Source organism: Thermogemmatispora carboxidivorans (genome assembly GCF_000702505.1).
Classification (GTDB): Bacteria; Chloroflexota; Ktedonobacteria; order Ktedonobacterales; family Ktedonobacteraceae; genus Thermogemmatispora; species Thermogemmatispora carboxidivorans.
Genome location: NZ_JNIM01000001.1, coordinates 2,072,501 through 2,093,346 on the forward strand (window position 1 = coordinate 2,072,501; position 20,846 = coordinate 2,093,346).

Annotated in this window: 18 protein-coding genes; 10 read left to right on the plus strand and 8 right to left on the minus strand. The window is 61.6% G+C overall.

The features are described 5' to 3' along the window. The first annotated feature begins 87 nt into the window (after positions 1-87). Both N688_RS08110 and N688_RS08115 read left to right on the plus strand, forming a co-directional pair. Positions 88-1,092 carry a LacI family DNA-binding transcriptional regulator gene (locus N688_RS08110; RefSeq protein ID WP_052888813.1) on the plus strand — a complete coding sequence of 335 codons (1,005 nt, stop codon included), beginning with the start codon at positions 88-90 and terminating at the stop codon, positions 1,090-1,092. Between the two features lie 81 nt (positions 1,093-1,173). Then, a complete protein-coding gene (locus tag N688_RS08115) occupies positions 1,174-2,493 on the plus strand; it encodes a formimidoylglutamate deiminase (RefSeq protein WP_052888814.1) in 1,320 nt (439 codons plus the stop codon). Positions 2,494-2,751: 258 nt separating this feature from the next. On the opposite strand, the gene N688_RS08120 is transcribed toward N688_RS08115, so the two are convergent. Beyond that, positions 2,752-6,123: a S41 family peptidase gene (locus N688_RS08120; RefSeq protein ID WP_081838642.1), complete on the minus strand. Its 3,372-nt coding sequence runs from the start codon at positions 6,121-6,123 to the stop codon at positions 2,752-2,754. Between the two features lie 445 nt (positions 6,124-6,568). On the opposite strand from N688_RS08120, the gene N688_RS22270 reads away from it, so the two are divergent. The 4 genes from N688_RS22270 (at position 6,569) to N688_RS08140 (ending at position 9,797) form a co-directional block, all read left to right on the plus strand. Continuing rightward, positions 6,569-7,288 (plus strand): FKBP-type peptidyl-prolyl cis-trans isomerase, encoded by a 720-nt coding sequence (locus tag N688_RS22270; RefSeq protein ID WP_202901864.1) that lies wholly within the window; start codon positions 6,569-6,571, stop codon positions 7,286-7,288. Positions 7,289-7,403: 115 nt separating this feature from the next. Next, positions 7,404-8,009: an orotate phosphoribosyltransferase gene (gene pyrE, locus N688_RS08130; protein WP_052888815.1), complete on the plus strand. Its 606-nt coding sequence runs from the start codon at positions 7,404-7,406 to the stop codon at positions 8,007-8,009. Next, positions 8,006-8,854, plus strand: a complete 849-nt coding sequence (gene pyrF / locus N688_RS08135) for an orotidine-5'-phosphate decarboxylase (protein ID WP_052888816.1) — start codon at positions 8,006-8,008, stop codon at positions 8,852-8,854. The genes pyrE and pyrF overlap by 4 nt, the downstream gene beginning before the upstream one ends. A gap of 4 nt (positions 8,855-8,858) precedes the next feature. Further along, entirely contained in the window at positions 8,859-9,797 is a 939-nt protein-coding gene (locus N688_RS08140; RefSeq protein WP_052888817.1) for a dihydroorotate dehydrogenase, read from the plus strand. Positions 9,798-9,999: 202 nt separating this feature from the next. Here the strand turns inward: N688_RS08140 and N688_RS08145 are convergent, their stop codons facing one another. Further along, on the minus strand, positions 10,000-11,226 hold the full coding sequence (locus N688_RS08145) for an acetate/propionate family kinase (protein WP_052888818.1): 1,227 nt from the start codon (positions 11,224-11,226) through the stop codon (positions 10,000-10,002). Between the two features lie 473 nt (positions 11,227-11,699). On the opposite strand from N688_RS08145, the gene N688_RS08150 reads away from it, so the two are divergent. Next, on the plus strand, positions 11,700-12,569 hold the full coding sequence (locus N688_RS08150; RefSeq protein WP_052888819.1) for a DUF6081 family protein: 870 nt from the start codon (positions 11,700-11,702) through the stop codon (positions 12,567-12,569). Between the two features lie 176 nt (positions 12,570-12,745). Here the strand turns inward: N688_RS08150 and N688_RS08155 are convergent, their stop codons facing one another. Together N688_RS08155 and N688_RS08160 are read right to left on the minus strand one after the other, a co-directional pair. Continuing rightward, positions 12,746-13,300, minus strand: coding sequence for a hypothetical protein (locus N688_RS08155; protein WP_052888820.1), 555 nt, complete (start codon positions 13,298-13,300; stop codon positions 12,746-12,748). Positions 13,301-13,660: 360 nt separating this feature from the next. Next, positions 13,661-14,941 carry a cysteine desulfurase-like protein gene (locus tag N688_RS08160; protein ID WP_052888821.1) on the minus strand — a complete coding sequence of 427 codons (1,281 nt, stop codon included), beginning with the start codon at positions 14,939-14,941 and terminating at the stop codon, positions 13,661-13,663. Positions 14,942-15,099: 158 nt separating this feature from the next. Here N688_RS08160 and nth point away from each other — a divergent pair, with 158 nt between their 5' ends. Continuing rightward, positions 15,100-15,837 carry an endonuclease III gene (nth, locus tag N688_RS08165; RefSeq protein ID WP_238321072.1) on the plus strand — a complete coding sequence of 246 codons (738 nt, stop codon included), beginning with the start codon at positions 15,100-15,102 and terminating at the stop codon, positions 15,835-15,837. Positions 15,838-16,016: 179 nt separating this feature from the next. Here the strand turns inward: nth and N688_RS08170 are convergent, their stop codons facing one another. Further along, positions 16,017-16,964: a diacylglycerol/lipid kinase family protein gene (locus N688_RS08170; protein ID WP_052888822.1), complete on the minus strand. Its 948-nt coding sequence runs from the start codon at positions 16,962-16,964 to the stop codon at positions 16,017-16,019. 154 nt (positions 16,965-17,118) lie between these two features. Next, the gene (locus N688_RS08175) at positions 17,119-17,505 is read right to left on the minus strand and encodes a hypothetical protein (protein WP_052888823.1); all 387 of its coding nucleotides are present in this window, start codon (positions 17,503-17,505) and stop codon (positions 17,119-17,121) included. Between the two features lie 305 nt (positions 17,506-17,810). Between N688_RS08175 and N688_RS08180 the strand changes: the two genes are divergently transcribed. Beyond that, positions 17,811-18,101 carry a helix-turn-helix domain-containing protein gene (locus N688_RS08180; protein WP_052888824.1) on the plus strand — a complete coding sequence of 97 codons (291 nt, stop codon included), beginning with the start codon at positions 17,811-17,813 and terminating at the stop codon, positions 18,099-18,101. A gap of 120 nt (positions 18,102-18,221) precedes the next feature. Then, positions 18,222-18,473: a helix-turn-helix domain-containing protein gene (locus tag N688_RS08185; RefSeq protein WP_052888825.1), complete on the plus strand. Its 252-nt coding sequence runs from the start codon at positions 18,222-18,224 to the stop codon at positions 18,471-18,473. 349 nt (positions 18,474-18,822) lie between these two features. Here the strand turns inward: N688_RS08185 and N688_RS08190 are convergent, their stop codons facing one another. Then, the gene (locus tag N688_RS08190) at positions 18,823-20,352 is read right to left on the minus strand and encodes a YifB family Mg chelatase-like AAA ATPase (RefSeq protein ID WP_052888826.1); all 1,530 of its coding nucleotides are present in this window, start codon (positions 20,350-20,352) and stop codon (positions 18,823-18,825) included. A 127-nt stretch (positions 20,353-20,479) separates the two neighbouring features. After that, positions 20,480-20,803 (minus strand): MoaD/ThiS family protein, encoded by a 324-nt coding sequence (locus N688_RS08195; RefSeq protein ID WP_162179516.1) that lies wholly within the window; start codon positions 20,801-20,803, stop codon positions 20,480-20,482. Positions 20,804-20,846: the final 43 nt, after the last annotated feature.

Sequence of the window (20,846 nt, forward strand, 5' to 3'; positions counted from 1 at the left end):
AAATTGTGGTATAGTAAGATTCAAATCGGCTGGAGCGAGTCAGTCAGCCAGCGAGCCAATCACTGGGAGGCATTTCGGAGAGCGTGCATGGCGAGCATCAAAGAGGTAGCCAGGGCCGCGGGTGTATCCACGGCTACCGTTTCGCGGGTACTGGCCAACAGTCCGCACGTACGTCCGGCGCTGCGCGAGCGTGTCCTGAAAGCCATCAAGGAGCTAGAGTATCGGCCCAATCTGATTGCGCGCAGCCTGCGGGCTCAGCAGACTACCACCATCGGTCTGATTGTCTCAGACATTCGCAATCCTTTTTTCACGGCCATCAGCCGTGCCGTTGAGGATAGCGCTTACGAGGAAGGCTACAGTCTGATTGTCTGCAACACGGACGAGGACCCCAAGAAGGAGAGCATTTATCTCAATGTGATGCGCGATGCCAACGTCGCGGGTGTTATTCTCTCGCCGACTGGGCCGACGGCGGCGGGGCTACGCGAGCTAGAGACAGGCTTTGCCGTCGTCGTTATTGATCGTTCGATTCCCGATGCGGACGTGGATATGGTCTTACTGGACAATGTTGATTCGGCCTATCGCCTGACCCGTCATCTGCTGGAGAATGGTTATCGGCGGATTGCCGCCATCTGTGGCGAGCGCAGTACCACGGGGCGGGAGCGCTGTACTGGCTACGAGCAGGCGTTGCGCGCCTATGGGTTGCTGCCGAGCGCGGAGCTGGTGCGCTTTGTGCCGCCGCAGATTGAGGCTGGCTATGCGGCGGCTCTGCGACTGTTGGAGTTGCCTGAGCCGCCGGAGGCCCTGCTCACGACCAATAGTCTGCTGGCGGCGGGGGCCTTGGAGGCGATCCACGAGCGTGGGCTGCGTATTCCTGATGACGTGGCGCTGGTCACCTTTGATGAGACGACCTGGGCCTCGCTGGTTCAGCCACCGATTACCTTGATCGAGCAGCCAACCTATGAGATCGGAAAGACGGCCACCGAGCTGCTGCTGCAGCGGGTGGCTGAGCCAGAGCGCGCGACCCGGCGTGTTATTCTCAAGGGGCGCCTGCTCGTTCGCGGCTCCAGTGCCCCGCGCGTGCATTGTGGCTGAGCGCAGGTGGCCTCTGGTGAGCGATGAGCCTGGGCGAGTAGCTGGTGGGCAATACTCTCTGTCTTTATTAAGGAGGAGGCCATGCGGTATCTGTGGCCCGATTATGTCTATACCCCCCGTGGCTGGCAGCGTGATCTGCTGGTAGCCCTGGATGAGGAGGGGCGCATTGCGGGACTGCAGCCGCGCTTTGCCGCCGATGGGGCAGTTTTTCCCTTGCCAGAGGGGGCTGTCGTGGAGCCGCTGCCGGGCAAAGCCCTGTTGCCCGGCTTCGTCAATGTCCATAGCCATGTTTTTCAGCGTGCGCTCCGTGGTCTGGCCCAGCGGCCTGTCAGCGGGCACGATACCTTTTGGAGCTGGCGGGAGGCGATGTATGCGGAGGCCCAGCGCCTTGATCCTGAACGTCTCTACACGCTGGCCCGGGCCACGTATCGCGAGATGCTGGCTGCTGGCTACACCACTGTCGGCGAGTTTCATTATGTCCACCATCAGCCTGATGGCCGGCCTTATCCTTCCCCCAATCTCATGGCCGAGGCCCTGCTGCAAGCGGCCCGCGATGCGGGTATTCGCCTGGTGATCCTGCTCGCTGCCTATGCGCGCAACGACTTCGGTCAACCGGCTTTAAGGGAGCAGCGTCGCTTTTGCGATCCCTCGGTCGCTGCCTATCTGGGGCGGGTCGAGGCCCTGCGTGCTCTGGGTGCGGCTGTCGGGCTGGCGCCCCACTCAGTGCGGGCCGTTCCCGAGGACTGGTTGCGCGCTATTGCCGCCTACAGTCGTCGGGAGCGGCTTCCGTTGCATATCCATGCCGATGAGCAACCAGCGGAGATCGAAAGCTGTCTGGCGGCCTGCGGTTGTCGTCCGCTAGAGTTGCTGGCACGCTGTGAGGTGCTTGGGCCGCTGACCACTGTCGTTCATGCCACGCATGCTGATCAGCGGGAGCTGGCTCTCCTGGCCAGCTCCCGGACCTGTGTTTGCCTCTGTCCCACGACCGAAGGCGATCTGGGCGATGGTATCCCACCGTACCGCGACTTCCTGGCGCAGGGCATTCCCCTGGCCATCGGCTCCGACAGCAATACGCGCCTTGATCCATTTGAAGAACTGCGTTGGGCCGAGTACACGGCTCGCCTGCGCTACGGTGAGCGGCGTGTGCTGGTGGCCGGGGCAGCGGCCTCGCCCGGTCCCTATTTGTTGGCCTGTGGCTGTGAGCACGGGGCAGCAGCCCTGGGAGTCGAGGGCGGACGCCTCGAACCCGGTCGCCTGGCTGATCTGGTCGCCATTGATCTGGAGCATCCCATGCTTCAGGGCTGGACCACCGAGAACCTGCTCGACAGCCTCTTTTTCGGTGCCTCGGCGGAGGTCGTCAGGGCTGTCTGGGTAGCGGGAAAGCAGGTCTATGTCCGCTGAATGCTCTCCTTATCCTCAATATCTTCACGGACATGCTGTGCACATCGTAACCTTGAGGTCCTTCACGCCGCTGCTGGGCCTGCTCATCCTTGATGGACTCCTCCAGAGAAGAGCGTCTGGCGGCTTCTCAGCTGATCCTCTCTTCCCCGTCCGAGAGAGGTAGTCGGTTTTAGCCTGACTAAAGCGGAGAGAGGCGCAGGGGCTGCCTTCTGGTGCCGGCCCTTGCGCCTGCAGGCGAGGGGTACTCTTCTCTCTTCCTTACTCCTCAGTCGCGGCAGCCGGATCAGCGTCGCCGGCGGGCAAAGTCGCGCTATTGGAGTCTGGGGCCGTGGCTGGCGAAGAGACCAGCAGGCGGGGGCGGGAGCGACGAGGGCGCTCGCCGGGCTTTGGCTCCAGGACTGGATAGCTCTCCAGAAGGCGCAGGGCCTCGGTAACGGCGCGTTCCAACTGGGGATCGCACTGGTTCGCATAGTCCTGGGGAGCAATATCGACCTCGATATCGGGGTCAGTGCCGTAATTCTCGACATTCCAGCCGACATCTTTAAACCAGAAAGCAAACTCCGGCTGTGTTGTGCGGGTCCCATCGACCAGGCGGTGGCGCGGGCTAATACCGATCACTCCGCCCCAGGTACGCTTGCCGATCAGCGGCCCCAGTCCCATCAGCTTAAAGCAATGGCTGAAGATATCGCCGTCCGAACCGGCCTGCTCATTGGTCAAAGCGACCATTGGGCCGCGCGGCGATTCGGGGGGATAGGGGGCAGGTTGGCCCCAGCGGGGGAAATCGTAGCCGAGGCGGCGGCGGGCCAGCTTCTCCAGCAGCAGTGGTGAGACGTGGCCACCACCATTCCAGCGCACATCGATCAAGAGGGCCGGGCGGTCATACTCGCTCAGATAGCTGCGATGGAACTCGGCATAGCCCTCGGCTCCCATATCGGGAATATGGATATAGCCGACTCGTCCCTCAGAGAGCTGGTGCACCAGACGTCGGTTACTCTCGACCCAATCGCGGTAGCGAGCCTGGCGCTCGCTGGCCAGGGCCTTCACCGTAATCGTGCGCACCTCGCCGCTGGCCGCACTCTCGATAGTCAGCTGCACCTCAGTATTGGCCTGATTCACCAGCAGCTCCTCGGGGCTGCGCTGTGGACCGACGCGCTGACCGTTGATTGCCAGCACCGCATCGCCCTCGGAGACATTCAGCCCGGGAGCGGTCAACGGCGAAGTGGCGCGGCTATCAGAGGGGTCGCCCCGCACAATGCGAGCGATGCGATAGCGCTCATGCTCAGCGTCGTAGAGCCAGTCGAGGCCCAAGAAGCCCTGTCGATACTGCGGTCCGTGGCGATACTCACCGCCCATCTCGTAAGCGTGAGAGGTACCTAGCTCGCCCTGCAGCTCCCAGAGGAGGTCGGATAACTCCGCACGCGAAGCGACGCGCTCTAGCAACGGTGCGTACTGGGCATGAACCGCCTCCCAATCGATGCCTGACATATCCTCGTCCCAGAACTGTTCACGCTGCAGGCGCCAGGCCTCATTGAACATCTGGCGCCACTCAGCAGCTGGCTGCACCGAGACCTTTACCCGATTCAGATCTAGCCAGCCTGTCTCACGGCTGGCCCGTTCACCGTTCTCCCCTTTAAGGGCCTTCTCGCCGGCCTTCACTACGCGCAGGCGATGGCCGGAGCGATAGATCAGCATGCGCCCCTCGCGGGCCAGCTCAAAGTCATCGACACCGTCGATCAGCCACTCATACTTATGATTTTCCAGATTGTAGCACTCGATATGGCCACGTACTGGCGGTGTCTGGCTCTCGGATTGGCTGTGCAAAGCTCCCTCAATGGGGAAGCTCAGAAAGAGGGCTTTGCCCTTCAGGCCACGGATCTTGCGATAGCGACCCTCTGGTATGGGAAAGGGTAGTACCCGCTCAGTGATGCCCTCCAGATCAATGGTGATAGGAGCAGGACGGCGCTGGGCCTCTTCGCTGCTCTCCTCTTCGCCTTCCTCCTTATGGTCTCCCCTAGAGCTGCCCTCTGTCCCCCCGGAAGCGGTTCGCTTCTCCTCTTTCTCGCGCCCATTCGACTGGGGGGCCCGTGGCTCTGGTACAAAGGGCGAGCGCTGCTCACGGCTCAGCATAATGGCGTAGGGCTTCACCCCACGTGGAAAATTCAGATCGAACTGCAGGGCATCGTAGACGGGATTAAAGATGCGGTAGCCCAGGAAATAGAGAAACTTTCCCTCGGGATCAAAGGAAGGTGCCAGATCGTGTAGCACCGGACGAGTGGCAAAAGCCAGCTCACCGCTCTCTAGATTGCAGAGCTTGATCGCCGTTTGCTGAGCACTGGAGGGAAAACTATAGGCCAGCCAGCGCCCGTCAGGCGACCAGGCCACATGCTCGATCTGGCCGAATGGACTGCGATCGAGCAGACGGGCGCGACCCGCGTCCAAATCGACCACCAGCAGCTCGTTGCGGTGGTTCGTGATCGCCACCTCATCGGCGACCGGCGAGACCTCGACGGTCAGCGCCCGCCCAAAGTCGATCTCAGCGTAGAGGCGAGGCTCAGCAGCGTTCTCGGGATCAAAGACTACCAGTGCTTCGCGTCCGATAGCGTCGCAGACCGCCACCAGGCGGCGCCCATCGTTGAGCCATTGCAGGAAGCGATAGCGCACGCCATCAGGCTCGCCATACTGAATGACCGGGCCTTCCCAGTTGCCGAAAGAGAACGCCTTGCCGCGGGTCGTCACCGCTACCATATGTCCCTGGGGATGGAGCGCATAGGTATCGAGATAGTGAGCTGCCGACACAAACTTGCGATTGCGCTGCGGACGCTGGCTTGGGAGCAGGACCTCCAGGCGGCGCGTCTGGTTGCTCTCAGGATCGAACAGATACAGATCGGCCCCAGCATGATAGACCAGGCGCTGGCCATCGCTGGCGAGATTGCGCGCGTAGAAATCCTCGTGATGCGTGTGGCGGCGCAGATCCTCCCCTTCAGGAGTGCAAGAATAGACATTACCGATTCCTTCATGGTCAGAAAGGAAGTAAATGCGCTCGCCCACCCAACAGGGAGAGCTAATGTTGCCATCGATGCGCAGCAAGCGTTCAAAGTGTCCGCTCCCATCGCGGTCGCACCAGAGATGACCAACGGTGCCGCCGCGATAGCGCTTCCAATAAGCGGCCTCACGGATGTTGCGACCGAGAACGATGCTGCCGTGGGGGCCGAAAGAGATCTCATTAGCAGCGCCATAGGGTAGCTGGCGCGGCAGCCCGCCGGCGGGGCTAACGGCGTAGATCACCTCGTAGTGGTGGCTCATCTGACCGGCGCTGCTGGCATAGAGGATCGCGTCACCCGTCGGAGTCCAGCCCAAAACCTTACAGGAAGCGGCCTGATAGGTCAGGCGGCGGGCTGGTCCACCTATTGCTGGCATCAGAAAGATCTCGCTGGGACCTTCCTCATGGCCGACGAAGGCAAGCTGGGTGCCGTCGGGAGAGAAGTGAGGATAGCTGATTGCGCCCATACTCGCCGTCAGACGTTCGGCCCGTCCGCCCTCGCTGGAAACGAGCCACAGGTCATCTTCGGCGACAAAGACAATCTGGTCGTGGTAGATCGTAGGGAAGCGCACATATCCCTGGGAAGGCATACTCTCTCCTTTGGTTAGATCAGGAATCAATCGCTGCTGAGTCCTCTGTATGGCAAGAGAATGGCGCCTAGCACCTTGGCCATATTATATGAGATGAGCTATGCTGCTGTGCAGTAGTAGAGAGACTCTACTGAAGCTACCAGGAGCATTCTAGCATAGCTTGCTTCAATTGTCGAGTTTTAGCTAAGAGGCGAACGAGCAGGGGGAGCCAGTGGCGAGGGCATGTAGTAGGTGAGGGAGGGGAGTGGACGGGTGTCTCGGGGAGATTGTGGCGTAGGCGGAGGAGAGAGGTCCGAGTGGGTAATCAGAAACGCTGGGGCAGACCGGTGGCAGCCTGCACAGGCTTGCTCTTGCCAGAGTGGAGGAAACATGTTAATCTCAGCGTAACAATGCACACCATCACCACCGGGGCAGGCATCGATCACAGATCCACAGAGGAGAGTGTATGACGCAGACAGAACAGGGGAAAAAAGGAGGTTCGCAGAAACTGCACCGTCCGGGGCAGCGCCAACAAGAGCGAATCAGAAGGCAGATGCGGCGTCGGAGGCGTCAGCAGCTCATTATTGCCAGCACTGTTACTCTCGTCATCATTATTCTAGCTGGGCTGGGCTTCTGGCAGTATCAGCGTGTCAATGCCCAACAGGCCGCCTCGCGCGAGGCCACAGCGACCGCCGTCAGCAAGGCCCATGCCAATGCCACGGCGACGGTCCTGGCGCGTAACTGCTTCATTGATAGTAGCGCGTCTGCGCAGGTTCCCTCGGTTTACAGTGCCACGGCCACCCCAACAGCGGGGCCGGCAACGTCGCCAGCGGTCAATGGAACGCCGGTGGTCAAGAGCGATGGACTCAAGTATTTTGACATCCGCACGGGCAGTGGGACGGCGGCTAAGAACGGCTCTACCCTACAGGTGGAATACGTTGGCTGGCTGGCCAATACCTGCAAGAAGTTCGACAGTTCGTATGATCGCAATGGCCAGTCCTTCTCGTTCACACTGGGCAAGGGGGAGGTCATTAAGGGTTGGGACGAGGGCCTGGTCGGGGTCAAGCCGGGGACGATTCGCCGCCTCTACATTCCGGCGAAGCTCGGCTACGGCAACCAGGCGCAAGGCTCGATTCCTGCGAACTCGGACCTGATCTTCGATGTCATCGTACTCAGTGTCAAATAGTCTGGATCTTCTCATTCTGGCTGGCTGGCTGGCCGTTGGCCTGGCAGAGGCTCCCACGGTCAGCCTTGTCAGGCGCTGCAGGGTGGTGCAAAGCTCGCTGGTAGGTTGAAGAAAGATGGATGAAACAGAGTTGCAGGCGCTCTTTGAGCGTCTAGGGGTTGTTTCGAAAGGGCATTTCGTGCTGACGTCGGGTCGGCATAGCGATGAGTACTGGGAAAAATTCCGCTTGCTGGAATGGCCACGGGTGACAGAGCGCCTCTGTGCTGAGATGGTGGCGCGTTATAGCCGTGAGGAGATCGAGGCGGTGGCTGGTCCTACCACTGGAGGAGCGCTATTAGCCCAGGAGGTAGCTCGTCAGCTTGGGAGGCGCTGTCTGGTGGTGGAGCCGGCTGCTGGAGGTGGGCGTGAGCTGCGCCGTGGCTTTAGCCTGCGGAGAGGCGAGCGCGTCTTAGTGGTCGACGATGTCCTGACGACAGGGCTGTCGCTGCAAGAGACGCTCCAGGCCCTGCTGGCCTATGAGCCGACGGTGGTGGGCATCGCGGTCTTACTGGATCGCAGCGGCGGTGCGGCGGCGGAGCGGTTGTCTCTCCCTTGCCAGGCGCTCCTGACAGTGACGGCACGGACCTATGAGCCAGGTGCCTGTCCTCTCTGTGCCCAGGGGCTGCCGCTGACCAAGCCCGGCAGCCGCGGCCTGAGTGCCTCCGGGGGGAAGCCGTCATGAGCGGGCCGAGCTTTCTAGAGAAGTGGCAGCAGGCGAGTGGTGATCGTCAGAGTCTATTGTGCGTTGGACTTGATCCCGAGTTGGAGCGCTTGCCGAAGCCGCTGCAGGGAGGTGGGCCGGAGGCGCTGGTGCGTTTCTGTCGCGAGATCGTAGAGGCAACCTTGCCCTATGCCTGTGCCTACAAGCCGAACCTGGCCTTTTTTGAGGCTCTTGGGCCGCAGGGGTGGTCGCTGCTGCGCGAGATCCTGGCGGCTATCCCATCGGAGGTGCCGGTGATTGCCGATGCCAAGCGCGGTGATATTGGGCACACGGCCCGTGCCTATGCCACGGCCATCTTTGAGCAGCTTGGCTGTGATGCCGTAACGGTCCAGCCCTATCTCGGCTACGATGGCGTCCAGCCCTTTCTGGCCTATCGTGAGAAGCTGGCCTTTGTACTCTGTCGTACCTCGAATCCGGGTGCGCGCGATTTTCAGGATCTGCTGGTGCAGTCCGCCTCTGGCGGGGCGCAGGTCACGCCGCTCTATTTGGCGGTAGCGGAGCGCGTGCGTCAGTGGCAGGAACGTCATGGCAATTGTGGGCTGGTGGCCGGGGCAACCTATCCGCGCGAATTGGCGGCCATTCGGGAGCGCTGCCCGACATTGCCGCTGCTGGTGCCCGGAGTGGGAGCCCAGGGAGGCGAGCTAGAGGCGGCGGTACGAGCCGGTCTGGATGAGCATGGTGAGGGCATGCTGATTGCGGTCTCGCGGGCTATTCTCTATGCTGATGGGGGAAGCGACTACGCGCTGGCGGCGGGCGAGGCGGCGCGGCGTTTGCGTGCTGCGATTAACCAGGCAAGAGGGAGCTAGCTAGATGCAGCTCACGGTCGAACTGGCGGCTGGGCGTAAGAGTAGTCTGCTGCTGCGTAATCCGGTGATGTTAGCTGCCGGGACCTGCGGTTACGGCCTGGAGTACGCCAGAATCGCTGAGATCGAGCGCCTGGGAGCCATTGTCAGCAAGGGAACGACCTTGCGCTCGCGGCGGGGCAACGCGCAGCCACGCACGCGCGAGGTCGCGGCGGGCTTGCTCAATGCCATTGGACTGCAGAACCCTGGCATTGAGGCTGTGATCCGTCGATATGCGCCGATCTGGGCCACCTGGCAGACGCCGGTGATTGTTAACATCGCTGGCGAGACGGTCGAGGAGTTCGCCGAGCTGGCGCAGCGGCTGGAAGGGGTGCCGGGAGTAGCGGGCGTTGAAGTCAATGTTTCTTGCCCTAATGTCCGTGCCGGGGGCCGCGTCTTCGGGGAGAGTCCTGAAGCGGTGGCCGCGGTCACGGCGGCGGTCCGTCAGAGCACGACCTTACCGGTGATTGTCAAGCTCTCGCCTAATACTGGCGATGCGCGTCCGACCGCCCTGGCGGCGGCTGAGGCTGGGGCCGATGCTGTGTCCCTGATCAATACGCTGACTGGGATGGACATCGATCTTGAGGCTCGTCGCCCGTTGCCGGCCCACGGGACCGGCGGGCTGTCCGGACCAGCTATCAGACCGCTGGCTTTGCGCATGGTCTACGAGGTGGCCCGTGAGTTACGCGAGCGGCAGCCCGGGGTGGCAGTCATTGGCATAGGTGGGATTACCTCGGCCTCGGACGCGCTGGCTTTTATCATGGCCGGGGCGGTCGCTGTGCAGATCGGCACGGCTAACTTTGTGAATCCGCGTACAGGGGTCCTTGTGCTGGAGGGGATCGAGGCTTTTATGCAGGCGCACGGCGTCGAGAACGTGACTGAACTGGTTGGGGCCGCCCTCCCATAGGTCCTGCTCTGCTGAGCAAGCCAGAGGAGGCCGGAGTAGGGCGGCGCTCCTTCTTTAGCTGGAGAGCTGAACGCGCTGGCGTGCTCTCCCGCCGTGTCTTCGGGCTGTTTCAGCTCCTTGGAAGCTGTCGAGCTTCAAGGAGCTGACTCTTTTTTGGGAGGGATAGGAGCGGCGGGAAGAGCGGCAGGGCCAGGGCGAACGCTCATGAGCGTGCGCGCTGTTCGAGCAGGCGCCAGCAAGCCTCGGCGATCATCCAGTCCTCCTGTGTCTGTACAACCAGCACACGCACGGCTGAGTGAGGACTGGCGATGTCGGCATCGCCACCCAGGTCGGCGTTGCGAGTGGGGTCGATGGCCAATCCGAGGAAGCTCAGCGTTTCGCAGGCGGCGGCGCGTACTTCGGGGGCGTGTTCGCCGATGCCACCGGTGAAGACCAGGGCGTCTACGCCTCCCAAGACTGCCAGCATGGCGCCGATCTGGAGGCGCAGGCGGTGGACGAAGGTGTTGAAGGCCAGCCTGGCCCGCCGATTCCCCTCTGCACGTGCCTGCAGGATGACACGCATGTCTCCCGAGAGACCAGAGATGCCCAATAGGCCAGATTCACGGTTGAGTATGCGGTCAAGGTCGTCTGCGCTGTAACCAGCGTGACGCAGCAGGTAGAGGAGCAAACCGGGGTCGATGGAGCCGGAACGGGTGCCCATCATCAGCCCCTCCATAGGGGTGAAGCCCATCGTGGTTTCGATGCTTTCTCCTCCTAGAATGGCCGCCAGAGAGCAGCCATTGCCCAAATGGCAGGTGATGAGGCGCAGGCTGGCGAGGTCGCGCCCCAGCAGTTGGGCGGCACGGCGCGCGCAGTATTGGTGGCTCAGACCGTGGAAGCCGTAGCGGCGCAGGCCCTGGGCAAACCATTCGTAGGGTCCAGGGTAGATTTGGGCTGGCAGGGGCATGTGACTGTGAAAGGCGGTGTCGAAAACGGCGATCTGCCGCGCCTGGGGGAAGGCTTCTTCTGCGGCGGCCATTGCTTCGAGGCTGGCACGGTTGTGAGCAGGCGCCAGCATTTGTAGTCGCTCGATAGTGGCTTTTAGCTCGGAGGTGATCAGTGCTGGCTCGCTGTAGTGGGCACCACCGTGGACAACGCGATGCCCCACGGCGCCAATTTCTTCGGCTCGCTCGATGACACGTGTTGCTCCCTGGCTGAGCTTGCTCAGGATGTGCTTGAGGATGGCTGGTCGCTCGCTGGTCTGAAGAGTCTCGTGTTGCTCTTGTCCCTCAGCGTTGCGTATGACCAGCTCGGTCTTGCCTGGTTCGTGAGACCAGTCGGCGTTTGCTTCCCATAAGGGAGACGGCGCCTCCGCTGGCAATGGGACTTGCAATTCGTATAGTCTGGTCTTTTGGCTGCTGGAACCGGCGTTGAAAACCAGAATTTTCATGATGTGCGCTGTCCTTTCTGCGGCTCTCTCGGATGGCTGATTGCTCGCTTGTCTCTGTATTTCTTCTTCTATTATCTGTTACGGAGGCTGACTGTGCACAGACACTGGCGCATCACAAAACTGGCACTGCGAGCCGGCAGTGAGTGGCTTCCAGCAAGAAGGGTCTGAGCTGATAGCGCTGCAATGCCTCTGGCGTTTGCTGATGCTGGCCGCGTGGGCCTTGCCCGAATAGGGCAGCGGTGATAGCATGAAGCAAGTAGCCTCTCCGCTGGCAACAGTCCTGCGCGTAAAAAGAGGAAGTGTGGCGCCATAGCGAGAGTGGCGGAGAGCTGGCCAGCCAGGGTGGTGGCCGCAGGCATAGGTCTACGTATGCGCGGATGCATGGGTCTGTGCGCCGGGCGTATCCAGGTCAGATATGCATGGATGTATCAGCGCTGATTGTCTGTGAGGAGAGGAGAAGGAGCGACGCAGCAATGACAGATGCACGACAAGAGATCGATCAGGAGCAGAGTCAGCAAATCCTGCAGTCTCGACGGGCTGCTACAGATAGCGCTCAGCAAGAGGAGCGTTTCGTCTATGCGGGCTACCATAGTATCATCAGCGGCGTTGATCGCCACTGGGATTACGGAGGCTTCCCGCTGCCTGACGGCAGTTTCTGGCGCTATCGTGAGCCAAACGCCGTGGTGGTGGTCGAGGGCAATCGTCTGCGCGTGGCGGCGGTTCCGTTAACGCGCTTCCATAACGAGGTGCAGATTCTCGATAACGCCAAAAATATGTTTTTCTCGACGCGGCGCTTCACGATGCCCGAGGATGGGACCATTCGCTTCGAATGGGAGATGCGGGCCCGTGGGATCAATACACGCCCGCATGATCTCTACGATGGCTTTGTGTCAGCCCACTTGCTCGATTTCGCCACCGGTATGGCCTTCGATTTCTTCGTCTCTAACGATACGATTGCCTCGGTTTATGCGCTCCTGCCGTTTCCAGGGGTGCCAGCGCCGCCCGACCCTGAGCCGGAGCGTGCCGTCAAGCCAAAGTACTTCTGCGACTTCAATGAGCTGCCGGTAGAGACGGCCCCCTGGCAGTGGCATCGCTACGGCATCAGCTACTGCAAGGCACGCGATGAGGTGCGCTTTTTCCTGGATGGGCAGGAGGTAGGCCGCTACAGCGAGGTACCGTGCAAGGTGGACGGCTGCATTCTGGCGCTGGGCCTGATGACGGAGAAGAGCATTGAAGACGGGCGCAGCGTTTCGTTGCATGGCCAGGGCCTGATCGGTGAGTGGGGACCGTTCACGATCACGGTGCAACGCGATGGAGAGGGCGGAGAGAATGCCGGTCCGTAGGGACCCGCGCCCGCTAGTCAAGCGGGCCATGCCCGGGTGCAGGGCTGCGCTGTCTGGCCACGAGGCGAAGAAAGCTGTCGACTTCTGTCCAGGACCAGGCCGGGGAGACCATAAGCGTGAGGCCTGGATGACACAGGCCCAAGGGGTAGATCTCTCTTTGGGACAGGCGGGACCCTTTAGCTGTCTGGCCCATAAACGGTCGTGTTCGTGAGCATCTCCAGATAGGAGCTGGCGAACCACATAGAGCGCGGGACGAGCTGATCGGCGAGGTGTCGCCACTGATCCAGAGCCGCCGGCAGGCTTCTGGCAATGTAGGATTCTGTGGCCTCGCGCATCGCCACAGCTAGAAAGCCCTCACGAACACCAACGACTGTCAGTGCACGTAGCCGCCGCTCAAGACCCTGGACAGGAGGATCACCGGCCCGTCCCGCTGTGGCCAGGCTCTCTTGTTCCTCATCAAAAGTCAGGTCACGAAGCTGTTGGCGCAGCCGCTCTGCGTCCTCCTGAGAAAATTCCCTGGTCCTTTTCTTGGCTGCCAGGCGTCTGGCTTCCTCAGCCACGGCACGACCTTGCAGGGCCCAGCCAAGAGAAGCCCACAGGCCGCCTAGCCTGGCGATGGTCTCCGGGTCGCGCGGCTGGGGAAAGGCCGTGGCAACCCACTGCTGGATGAGCTGCAGGTAGGCTGAGATGCCGTACAGGTCGTCCGGACCGTAGATCCATTTCTGTGCCATCAGATAGTAATCTCCTTACGTGCCTGGCCCCTGTCCGTGCTCAATAAAAAACTATAAGCTTCTGCAGGAAAAGCCAGGTAAATCGAACGCCTGTATTCTCTACCTACCTTAGTGTAGATCAGCGCAGACAAAAATACAAGCGCTCACTAGGCTGGGAAGATCTCATTCTCGCCGCATAGGGGACCTGGGCGGCGAAGCGCGACTCTACCCGCTCCCTCTTCGCCGCCAGGCCCGTAGCTCAGTCAGGCTGCCGCCGTGCTGCTCTTCGCGCCGTGCTCTGCTGCTGCTCACTGGAAAGGGATCGGATTGGCCTTTTCCTGGCCAGCAGATCCCGATAGGGGCCAGCCAGTGTGCGCCAACTCAGGCCAGCTCTTCCAGGACGCCCAGGACGCGCTCGATTTCGGCGGACGTATTGTAGTGGCAGAGGCCGAGGCGTAGGGCGCCGCCACGTCCTTCAAGGCCGAGGCGTTCCATCAGGCCGAGGGCATAATAGTTGCCGTCCCAGGCAAAGATACCGCGCTCGCCCAGGGCGGTAGCCAGCTCGCGCGGGTGACGGCCATCGATGGTGCAGGCCACCGTTGGGACTCGCTGTGCCAGCTCCTCGGGAGTGGTCCCGCTGAGACCGTAGAGATGCAGGCCCCGAATTTCGCGCAAGCCCCGCAGCAACTGGGCCGCAAGCTGGCGCTCGTAGTCGCTGATGGCGCGCATCGCTACCTTCAGTGTGCGTCGCCGCCCGGCGTAGGGCTGCAGCGCGGGATCGTTGCCATAATGGGCGGCCTGCTCCTCTCCGAGCAGCGTCAGGTAGTCGATGACTCCCAGCAAACCGGCCAGTCCCTCATGGTTCTGGGTCCCGGTCTCCCAGCGATCGGGGACCGCGTTGCTGGCCGGGCGCACCTTGTAGGCTGGGAAGCGCTCCAGGTGTTCGCGCTTGCCGTAGAGAATGCCCAGGTGCGGGCCAAAGAATTTATAGGCCGAGCAGACCAGAAAATCGGCATCGAGAGCCTGGACATCGATCGGCCCATGCGGAGCATATTGCACGGCATCAATCCACACCAGGGCGCCGATGGCGTGGGCCAGCTCCGTAATGCGCCGCACATCGTTGATGGTTCCCACGGCGTTGGAAGCATAGCCCACGGCTACCAGGCGCGTACGCTCGTTGAGTTTGGCCTGCAGATCCTCCAGATTAAGCGTGACATGCTCGGGATGAATATCGACGGTGCGCACAACCACGCCGCGCTCCTGCAGGGCCAGCCAGGGGGCGACATTGGCATCGTGGTCGAGCACGGTCACGATGATCTCATCGCCGGGCTGCAGTGTTTTCCCAATGGCGCGGCTGAAGGCAAAGGTCAGGGTGGTCATGTTGGGACCAAAGACGATCTCTGCCGGGCTGGCGGCGTTGAGGAAATCGGCCATCGCCTGGCGCGCGGCGGCGATGGTCTCGTCGGTACGCCGGCTGGTGAGAAAGGCCCCGTGGGCGTTGGCGTTGGCCTCGCGCAGGTAGCGCGTCATAGCCTCGATGACCTGCTGGGCGACTTGGGTGCCGCCGGGATTATCCCAGTAGATGACGGGCTGACCGTTCATCTCCTGCTGCAGGGCTGGAAAATAGCGACGGTAGGCGCTCAGGTCAAGAGGTACGGTCATGTGGTGATCCTCCTTGGCAAGTCCCCATTGTCCCTTGCTCTCATCATATCACCTGGCAGCGCCGGCTGGAGCTGGCTCCGTGACTGACTGGGTTCGCCCTGTGCTATAATGGGCCTACCATTGAAGGGGGAAGACCAGAAGAAGGCAGGGGACGATTCGTGAGTACTGCAAATCTGCCACCGACCTATCAGGGACCGGCCCCCGGCTCGCCCGAGCATGTGCGTGCGGTCATCGCCGAGCTGCGGCGCCTTTATCCCGATGCAAAGTGCACTTTGAATTATGAGAATCCACTGCAGTTGCTGATTGCGGTCCAGCTCTCGGCCCAGTGCACCGATGAGCGCGTCAATGAGGTGACAGCTCAGCTCTTCCGCAAATATCGCACGGTTGAGGATTTCGCGAATGCCAATCCCGAGGAACTGGAGCAGGATATCAAGCCGACGGGCTTCTATCGCAATAAGGCGCGCAATCTGCGACTGACCTGCCAGCGGCTGATCACTGACTACGGGGGCGAGGTGCCGCGCAGCATGGAGGCGCTACTGGCGCTGCCAGGCGTGGCGCGCAAGACCGCCAATGTGGTGCTGGGGAATGCCTTTGGCATCGTCGAGGGCATCGTGGTCGATACTCATGTCAAGCGGCTGGCGCGCCGCCTGGGCTGGACGCAGAGCGAGGACCCCGAGCAGATTGAGCGCGATTTGATGCGCATTGTGCCGCGTGAGGATTGGCTGGATCTGTCGCATCTCTTGATCTTCCACGGGCGGGCGCTCTGCCGCGCTCGCGATCCGCGCTGCGAGGAGTGCCCACTGGTACCGCTCTGTCCCTCGGCTTTCCAGGCCAATGGGGAGACAGTCGCCACGAAAAAGCGCTCGCGCCGCACCGCTGCACGCTCGTCTTTATGAGAGGCATTGACAGCGATAGGGACAAGCACCCGTCGCAGCCTGATCGATTGGCCCGCGTGGGCGGGAGCCGATGGCGCTGCGACGGGTGAGTGATGCTGTGGCTCGCACTGGAGAAATTCTTATAGTCTTGATAACCGGAAGCGAGATGGACCCACACTACGGACGCCCGGTCGCTCAGGCTAGTATCTCACAAGCAGCGCCTGCGGAAGGACGGTGACCTCGAAACGCTGGCCGTGGAAAACTTCGCCGTCCATCTGGGCGTTGAGCGGCAGGCGACTTTCGATGATGAGGCGCTGGATGCGGTAGAAGTGGACTTCGGGCAGGTGGGCATGCTGGCCGCGCTTGACGACAGGCAGCAGTCTGAGGGCGCGTCCGAAGGGAGCGTAGCGAATGGTGCAGAGGTCGAGCAGGCCGTCGCTGGCGTCGGCTTCGGGGTTGATGCGGAAGCCTGAGCCATAAGTGGGGCCGTTGGTGACGGCCAGCAACACGTAGCGCTGGAAGGTCTCGGCAGACGGGGCCTCGGGATCGGCAGGCTCCAGACTGAAGCACAGCCAGGGACACTGTCGATAGCCGAAAAGAAGCTGCCTGACGGTGGAGCTGTAGTAGAGGCGCATACCGGTCATAAAAGGAATCTTTTTGAGCTGGCGAGCACCGGCGGCGATGTCGGCGTCGAGACCGACGCTGAAGGAGTTGGCAAAGTAGCGCTCGTTAGCCTGGCCGGCGTCGACAGCTCGCGGCTTGCCGTCAAAAGCGTGCTCAATGGCGGCTTCAGGACGGCGAGGCAGCCCCAGGGTGTTGCAGGCGAAGTCGTTGCCAGAGCCGGCGGCGATGATACCCAAAGGGACACGCTGACCACTGCTGAGGATACCATTCACAGCCTCGTGAACGGAGCCATCGCCGCCGACGATGACGATGGGCCGTCCCTGACGGGCAGCCGCGCGCGCCAGCTCTTCAGCTTCACCAGGGCGCGCGGTTTCGCAGTAGTCGGCTCCTATGGCAGCGGCGCGCTGGCGTACCAGGGCACGGTGACGCTGCATACGACCCTGGTTGGCGGCAGGATTGAGAATAACGAGGGGCGGGCGGCTGGCAGAGGAGGATGAGGGTGAAGCGGCAGAAGCGATCTCCATTGAGGGCCTCCAGGCGGCAGAAATGTCGTGCGCCCGGATTGTAGCACGTTTGATACTCTGCCGTAAAGAAGGGAAGGGGCAAAGCCAGACCTTCCCTTCCTTGTACTGTTCTGACAGTGAGCGGTCTGAGGCCCAGCTGACGGCCCGGCATCCGCTAGGAAGCAGCACCAGCCTGACGGCTCTCAGAGAGGGAGCCAGCGCCTTGGCGTAGCGCCTGAAACTCGGCCTGGCGCTGCTGACGCTCCTCGGCGCTCTCGGGCTGCAACGGTCCGCTCAGGTAGCCGACGATCAGGCCCAGCATCGGGGCAATGCCCTCGGGCAGCTCGGTGAGCAGACGGCTCTCGTCCACGAGCTGATAGTGGCCGCTCTCGTCGGGCACGGCGATCAGCCAGAGCAGGTCGCTGGCTGCCAGACACTGACATGCGCGCTCCGAGAGTTCTCGCTCCTCAAAGTAGTATTTTCGCCCCTGGTGATAGCCACGAGCAAAAGCCTCCAGATTCAGGATAAGCCTGGCCTGTCCCCACTGCAGTTCTTCTGCCATGCAGAAAGCTCCTTTCGATCGACTTGACCTCCAACAACAGCAATCCTGATCGCGAAAGCTCGGGCAAGTGAGCGCCTCTGGCCTGGCGGACCCGGCAACCAGGGTCAGGAATAACCTGCCCGGCTCCTTGCCTTGCTATGAGTATAGCATGGCTTAATCGTAAGATAAAGTCTCTATGGTCTCTATGGTCTAATGGTAATTAAAAGTCTATATAGAATATTGAGTCAATAGAGACTATTTGACGTAATTAAGCAAAGCTGATACAATTTCAAAGAAGAAGACAGCATGTGAGGTGCCAGGCGTAGATGACAGAGCGTAGTAACCACGGAGATGAGTGGCTGACCACTAACGAGGTGAGCAAGCTCATAGGGATTGGCCCGAAAACGGTAGTGCGAATGGTTGAGAGGGGAGAATTAACGGGGTATCGTGTAGCCTCCAGGTGGCGCTTCAAGCGCCATGATATCGAGGCCTATCTTGAGGCGCACCGCTATGGTCCTGAGCGCCCACTCGGGACACGCCAGGAGGGGAAAAGGAACGGGGATGCACAGCAAGAGCCGGGCACGACTGCTGAGGGAACGACTGAACAGTCCTCCTAAGCAAGCCCCCACGCTGCGCGAGCCGGACGCTGCCGTCTGCTGGCTGGCTTCACTAGCAGATGAGCAGGGCAACACGGTGCGGAGCTAAGAGCAAGACAGCGTCAGAGGAGTTAGCCATACATGACGGATCGGAGAATCCAGGACGATGAGTGGCTTACTGCCACCGAGGCCGGGAAGCTCATAGGGGTCACGAGAAGAACAATGGTACGGATGGTAGAGCGAGGAGAAATAACGGGGTATCGGATTGCCTCGGCCTGGAGGTTCAAACGCAGCGACATCGAGGCCTATCTTGAGGCCCATCGCTACGGCCCCGGGCGCCTGCCCAGGTCGCGCAACGACGACGGAGCAGAAGCAGATCAAGAGCCAGACTGAGGCGGCATGCGGAAGCACATCTCACCTCACCCATGCGCCTTGAGAACCCGCGTACGGGCAAAGAGAAAAGCTTACTGACCCTGGCCCCGGCCCGGCCAGCGCCGCCAGAGAGGAAAAGCGAGAGCAGAAAAGCCGGCACAGGCGAACACGGAAGCCCCGTCCAATCCGGGCCCAGACCTGTCTATTCCTGGCTGACCAGCCAGAAAGCTAGTAGGCAGTGAATAGAGAGGCAACGCAACGGCTTGCCTGTGGTCCGGGCGGGAGCAAAGGCCGGGCCGAGGCACAGGGCAGGGCTATAGCGGCAGGTGAGCGGACAAAGGCCGAGTGCGCGGGGAGAGCCAGGCGCCCATCAAGGAGCGATGCGGGGGCGGTACTGCACCGCCTCCGCCACGTGAGCCGAACCGATCAACTCCGCTCCTTCCAGGTCGGCGATCGTGCGCGCCAGCTTCAACAGGCGATGAAAAGCGCGTGCTGACAGTGCCAACTGCTGCACCGCCGCCTTCAGCAAGCGCTGCCCGGCTTCATCCACGCGGCAGAAAGCCTGCACCTCAGCCGGCCCCATCTCCGCATTGCAGGTCAGGCGCGTCTGCGCAAAGCGCTGGCGCTGGCGCGTGCGGGCAGCCTCGACGCGGGCCCGAATACGCTCCGTACTCTCTGGAGCTGGAGCGCCAGCCAGCTTCTCATAAGCCACACGCGGCACCTCCACCTGAATATCGATGCGGTCCAGCAGCGGACCGCTGACGCGCTTCTGATAGCGGCGCACCGCCGCTGGCGAACACGTGCACTCGCGCGCCACATCGTGCAGATAGCCGCATGGACAGGGATTCATCGCCGCGATCAGCATAAAATTGGCTGGGAACGTCACCGACCCCTGAGCGCGCGAGATCGTCACCACCTTATCCTCCAATGGCTGACGAAGGGCCTCCAGCACGTACTGACTGAACTCAGGCAACTCGTCCAAAAAGAGCACCCCGCGGTGAGCCAGACTGATCTCGCCCGGGCGTGGCTGGCGTCCCCCACCTACCAGGCCGGCGTGACTGATCGTATGGTGCGGCGCGCGGAAAGGGCGCTCCATGATGAGCGGTATCTCGGGCGGCAGCAGGCCGCCCACGCTATAGATGCGTGTCACATCCAGGGCCTCCTCAATCGAGAGCGGAGGCATAATCGACGGCGTCGCCCGGGCCAGCAGCGTCTTGCCCGTCCCGGGAGGGCCACACATCAACAGATTATGACCGCCACTCACCGCCACCTCCAGCGCCCGCTTCACATGGTCCTGGCCGCGCACCGCCGCCAGATCGTGGGGCGGGCAATAGCGGCTCACCTCCTGCAGCAGGGCTGAATTTGGTGGGAAGGGAGTCAAGCGTTGCTCGCCACTCAAGTGGGCAACCAGCTGGGCGAGCGTCTCCACCGCGTAGATTGGCACATCGCGCACTAAAGCCGCCTCGCGTGCATCCACCGCCGGCACGAAGACCGCGCGGAGGCCGCGCTCGCGTGCCAGCGCCACCATTGGCAAAATCCCATTCGTATGACGCACACTCCCATCGAGGGACAGCTCACCGAGGAAGAGGCAATCAGTGATTGGCTCAGCGGGGACCAGCTGGCCCGAAGCCAGCAGGATACCGATAGCGATGGGGAGATCGTAGACAGGCCCCTCTTTACGGAGATCGGCGGGGGCCAGATTCACCGTAATCCGCTTATAAGGAAAAACCGCCCCACTATTCTTAATAGCGGCGCGCACCCGTTCGCGCGCCTCCTGAATAGCCGTATCGGCCAGGCCCACGATCGTAAAACCCGCCAGGCCATTGGCCAGATCAACCTCTACCTCGACCAGGGCGCCTTCCAGACCCACAATAGCACAACTTCGAACCTGCGCCAGCATCCCGTCTCCTTAAAAACCTCCTCTCCTCCACATAGCAGAAGATAGCCCATATTATGGCGCGGTAGCTCCACATTTGCAAGCCCACCGATAAAATGGCCAGAAGCCAGCGGGCCGATGCAAGCACTGCCTAGGGGGTCCGAGCAGAAGGCAGCACAATGATCTCCTCGCCGGGCCTCAAGGCGGTCTGCAGGTCATGCGGACCAGTAATCAGCTTGTTGCTCACGAAAAGCTGGATCTGGGCGCGCACCCAGCCATGCTCATCGCACAGGCAGCGCCAGACCTGCGGATAGTGGGCCTCCAACGCCTCGAACAGTTCGCCTACCGTGCTGGCCCGCACAACGATCTGGCTCTTGCCGCCGTTGCAGGCGCTCAGCGTTGAAGGTAAGCGCAGCGTCACAGTTGCCTGCTCAGTGCCACCCATGCCGTCTACCCTGCCTTTTGAAGATGGCATCGATTTTTCATCGAGAACAAGGCTCGCATTCCGAGACTCTATC

Bases quoted from the DNA above. Each gene is read 5' to 3' on its own strand.
- N688_RS08110 (WP_052888813.1), top strand. From the start codon at position 88: ATGGCGAGCATCAAAGAGGTAGCCAGGGCCGCGGGTGTATCCACGGCT.
- N688_RS08115 (WP_052888814.1), top strand. From the start codon at position 1,174: ATGCGGTATCTGTGGCCCGATTATGTCTATACCCCCCGTGGCTGGCAG.
- N688_RS08120 (WP_081838642.1), bottom strand. From the start codon at position 6,123: ATGCCTTCCCAGGGATATGTGCGCTTCCCTACGATCTACCACGACCAG.
- N688_RS22270 (WP_202901864.1), top strand. From the start codon at position 6,569: ATGACGCAGACAGAACAGGGGAAAAAAGGAGGTTCGCAGAAACTGCAC.
- pyrE (WP_052888815.1), top strand. From the start codon at position 7,404: ATGGATGAAACAGAGTTGCAGGCGCTCTTTGAGCGTCTAGGGGTTGTT.
- pyrF (WP_052888816.1), top strand. From the start codon at position 8,006: ATGAGCGGGCCGAGCTTTCTAGAGAAGTGGCAGCAGGCGAGTGGTGAT.
- N688_RS08140 (WP_052888817.1), top strand. From the start codon at position 8,859: ATGCAGCTCACGGTCGAACTGGCGGCTGGGCGTAAGAGTAGTCTGCTG.
- N688_RS08145 (WP_052888818.1), bottom strand. From the start codon at position 11,226: ATGAAAATTCTGGTTTTCAACGCCGGTTCCAGCAGCCAAAAGACCAGA.
- N688_RS08150 (WP_052888819.1), top strand. From the start codon at position 11,700: ATGACAGATGCACGACAAGAGATCGATCAGGAGCAGAGTCAGCAAATC.
- N688_RS08155 (WP_052888820.1), bottom strand. From the start codon at position 13,300: ATGGCACAGAAATGGATCTACGGTCCGGACGACCTGTACGGCATCTCA.
- N688_RS08160 (WP_052888821.1), bottom strand. From the start codon at position 14,941: ATGACCGTACCTCTTGACCTGAGCGCCTACCGTCGCTATTTTCCAGCC.
- N688_RS08170 (WP_052888822.1), bottom strand. From the start codon at position 16,964: ATGGAGATCGCTTCTGCCGCTTCACCCTCATCCTCCTCTGCCAGCCGC.
- N688_RS08175 (WP_052888823.1), bottom strand. From the start codon at position 17,505: ATGGCAGAAGAACTGCAGTGGGGACAGGCCAGGCTTATCCTGAATCTG.
- N688_RS08180 (WP_052888824.1), top strand. From the start codon at position 17,811: ATGACAGAGCGTAGTAACCACGGAGATGAGTGGCTGACCACTAACGAG.
- N688_RS08185 (WP_052888825.1), top strand. From the start codon at position 18,222: ATGACGGATCGGAGAATCCAGGACGATGAGTGGCTTACTGCCACCGAG.
- N688_RS08190 (WP_052888826.1), bottom strand. From the start codon at position 20,352: ATGCTGGCGCAGGTTCGAAGTTGTGCTATTGTGGGTCTGGAAGGCGCC.
- N688_RS08195 (WP_162179516.1), bottom strand. From the start codon at position 20,803: ATGCCATCTTCAAAAGGCAGGGTAGACGGCATGGGTGGCACTGAGCAG.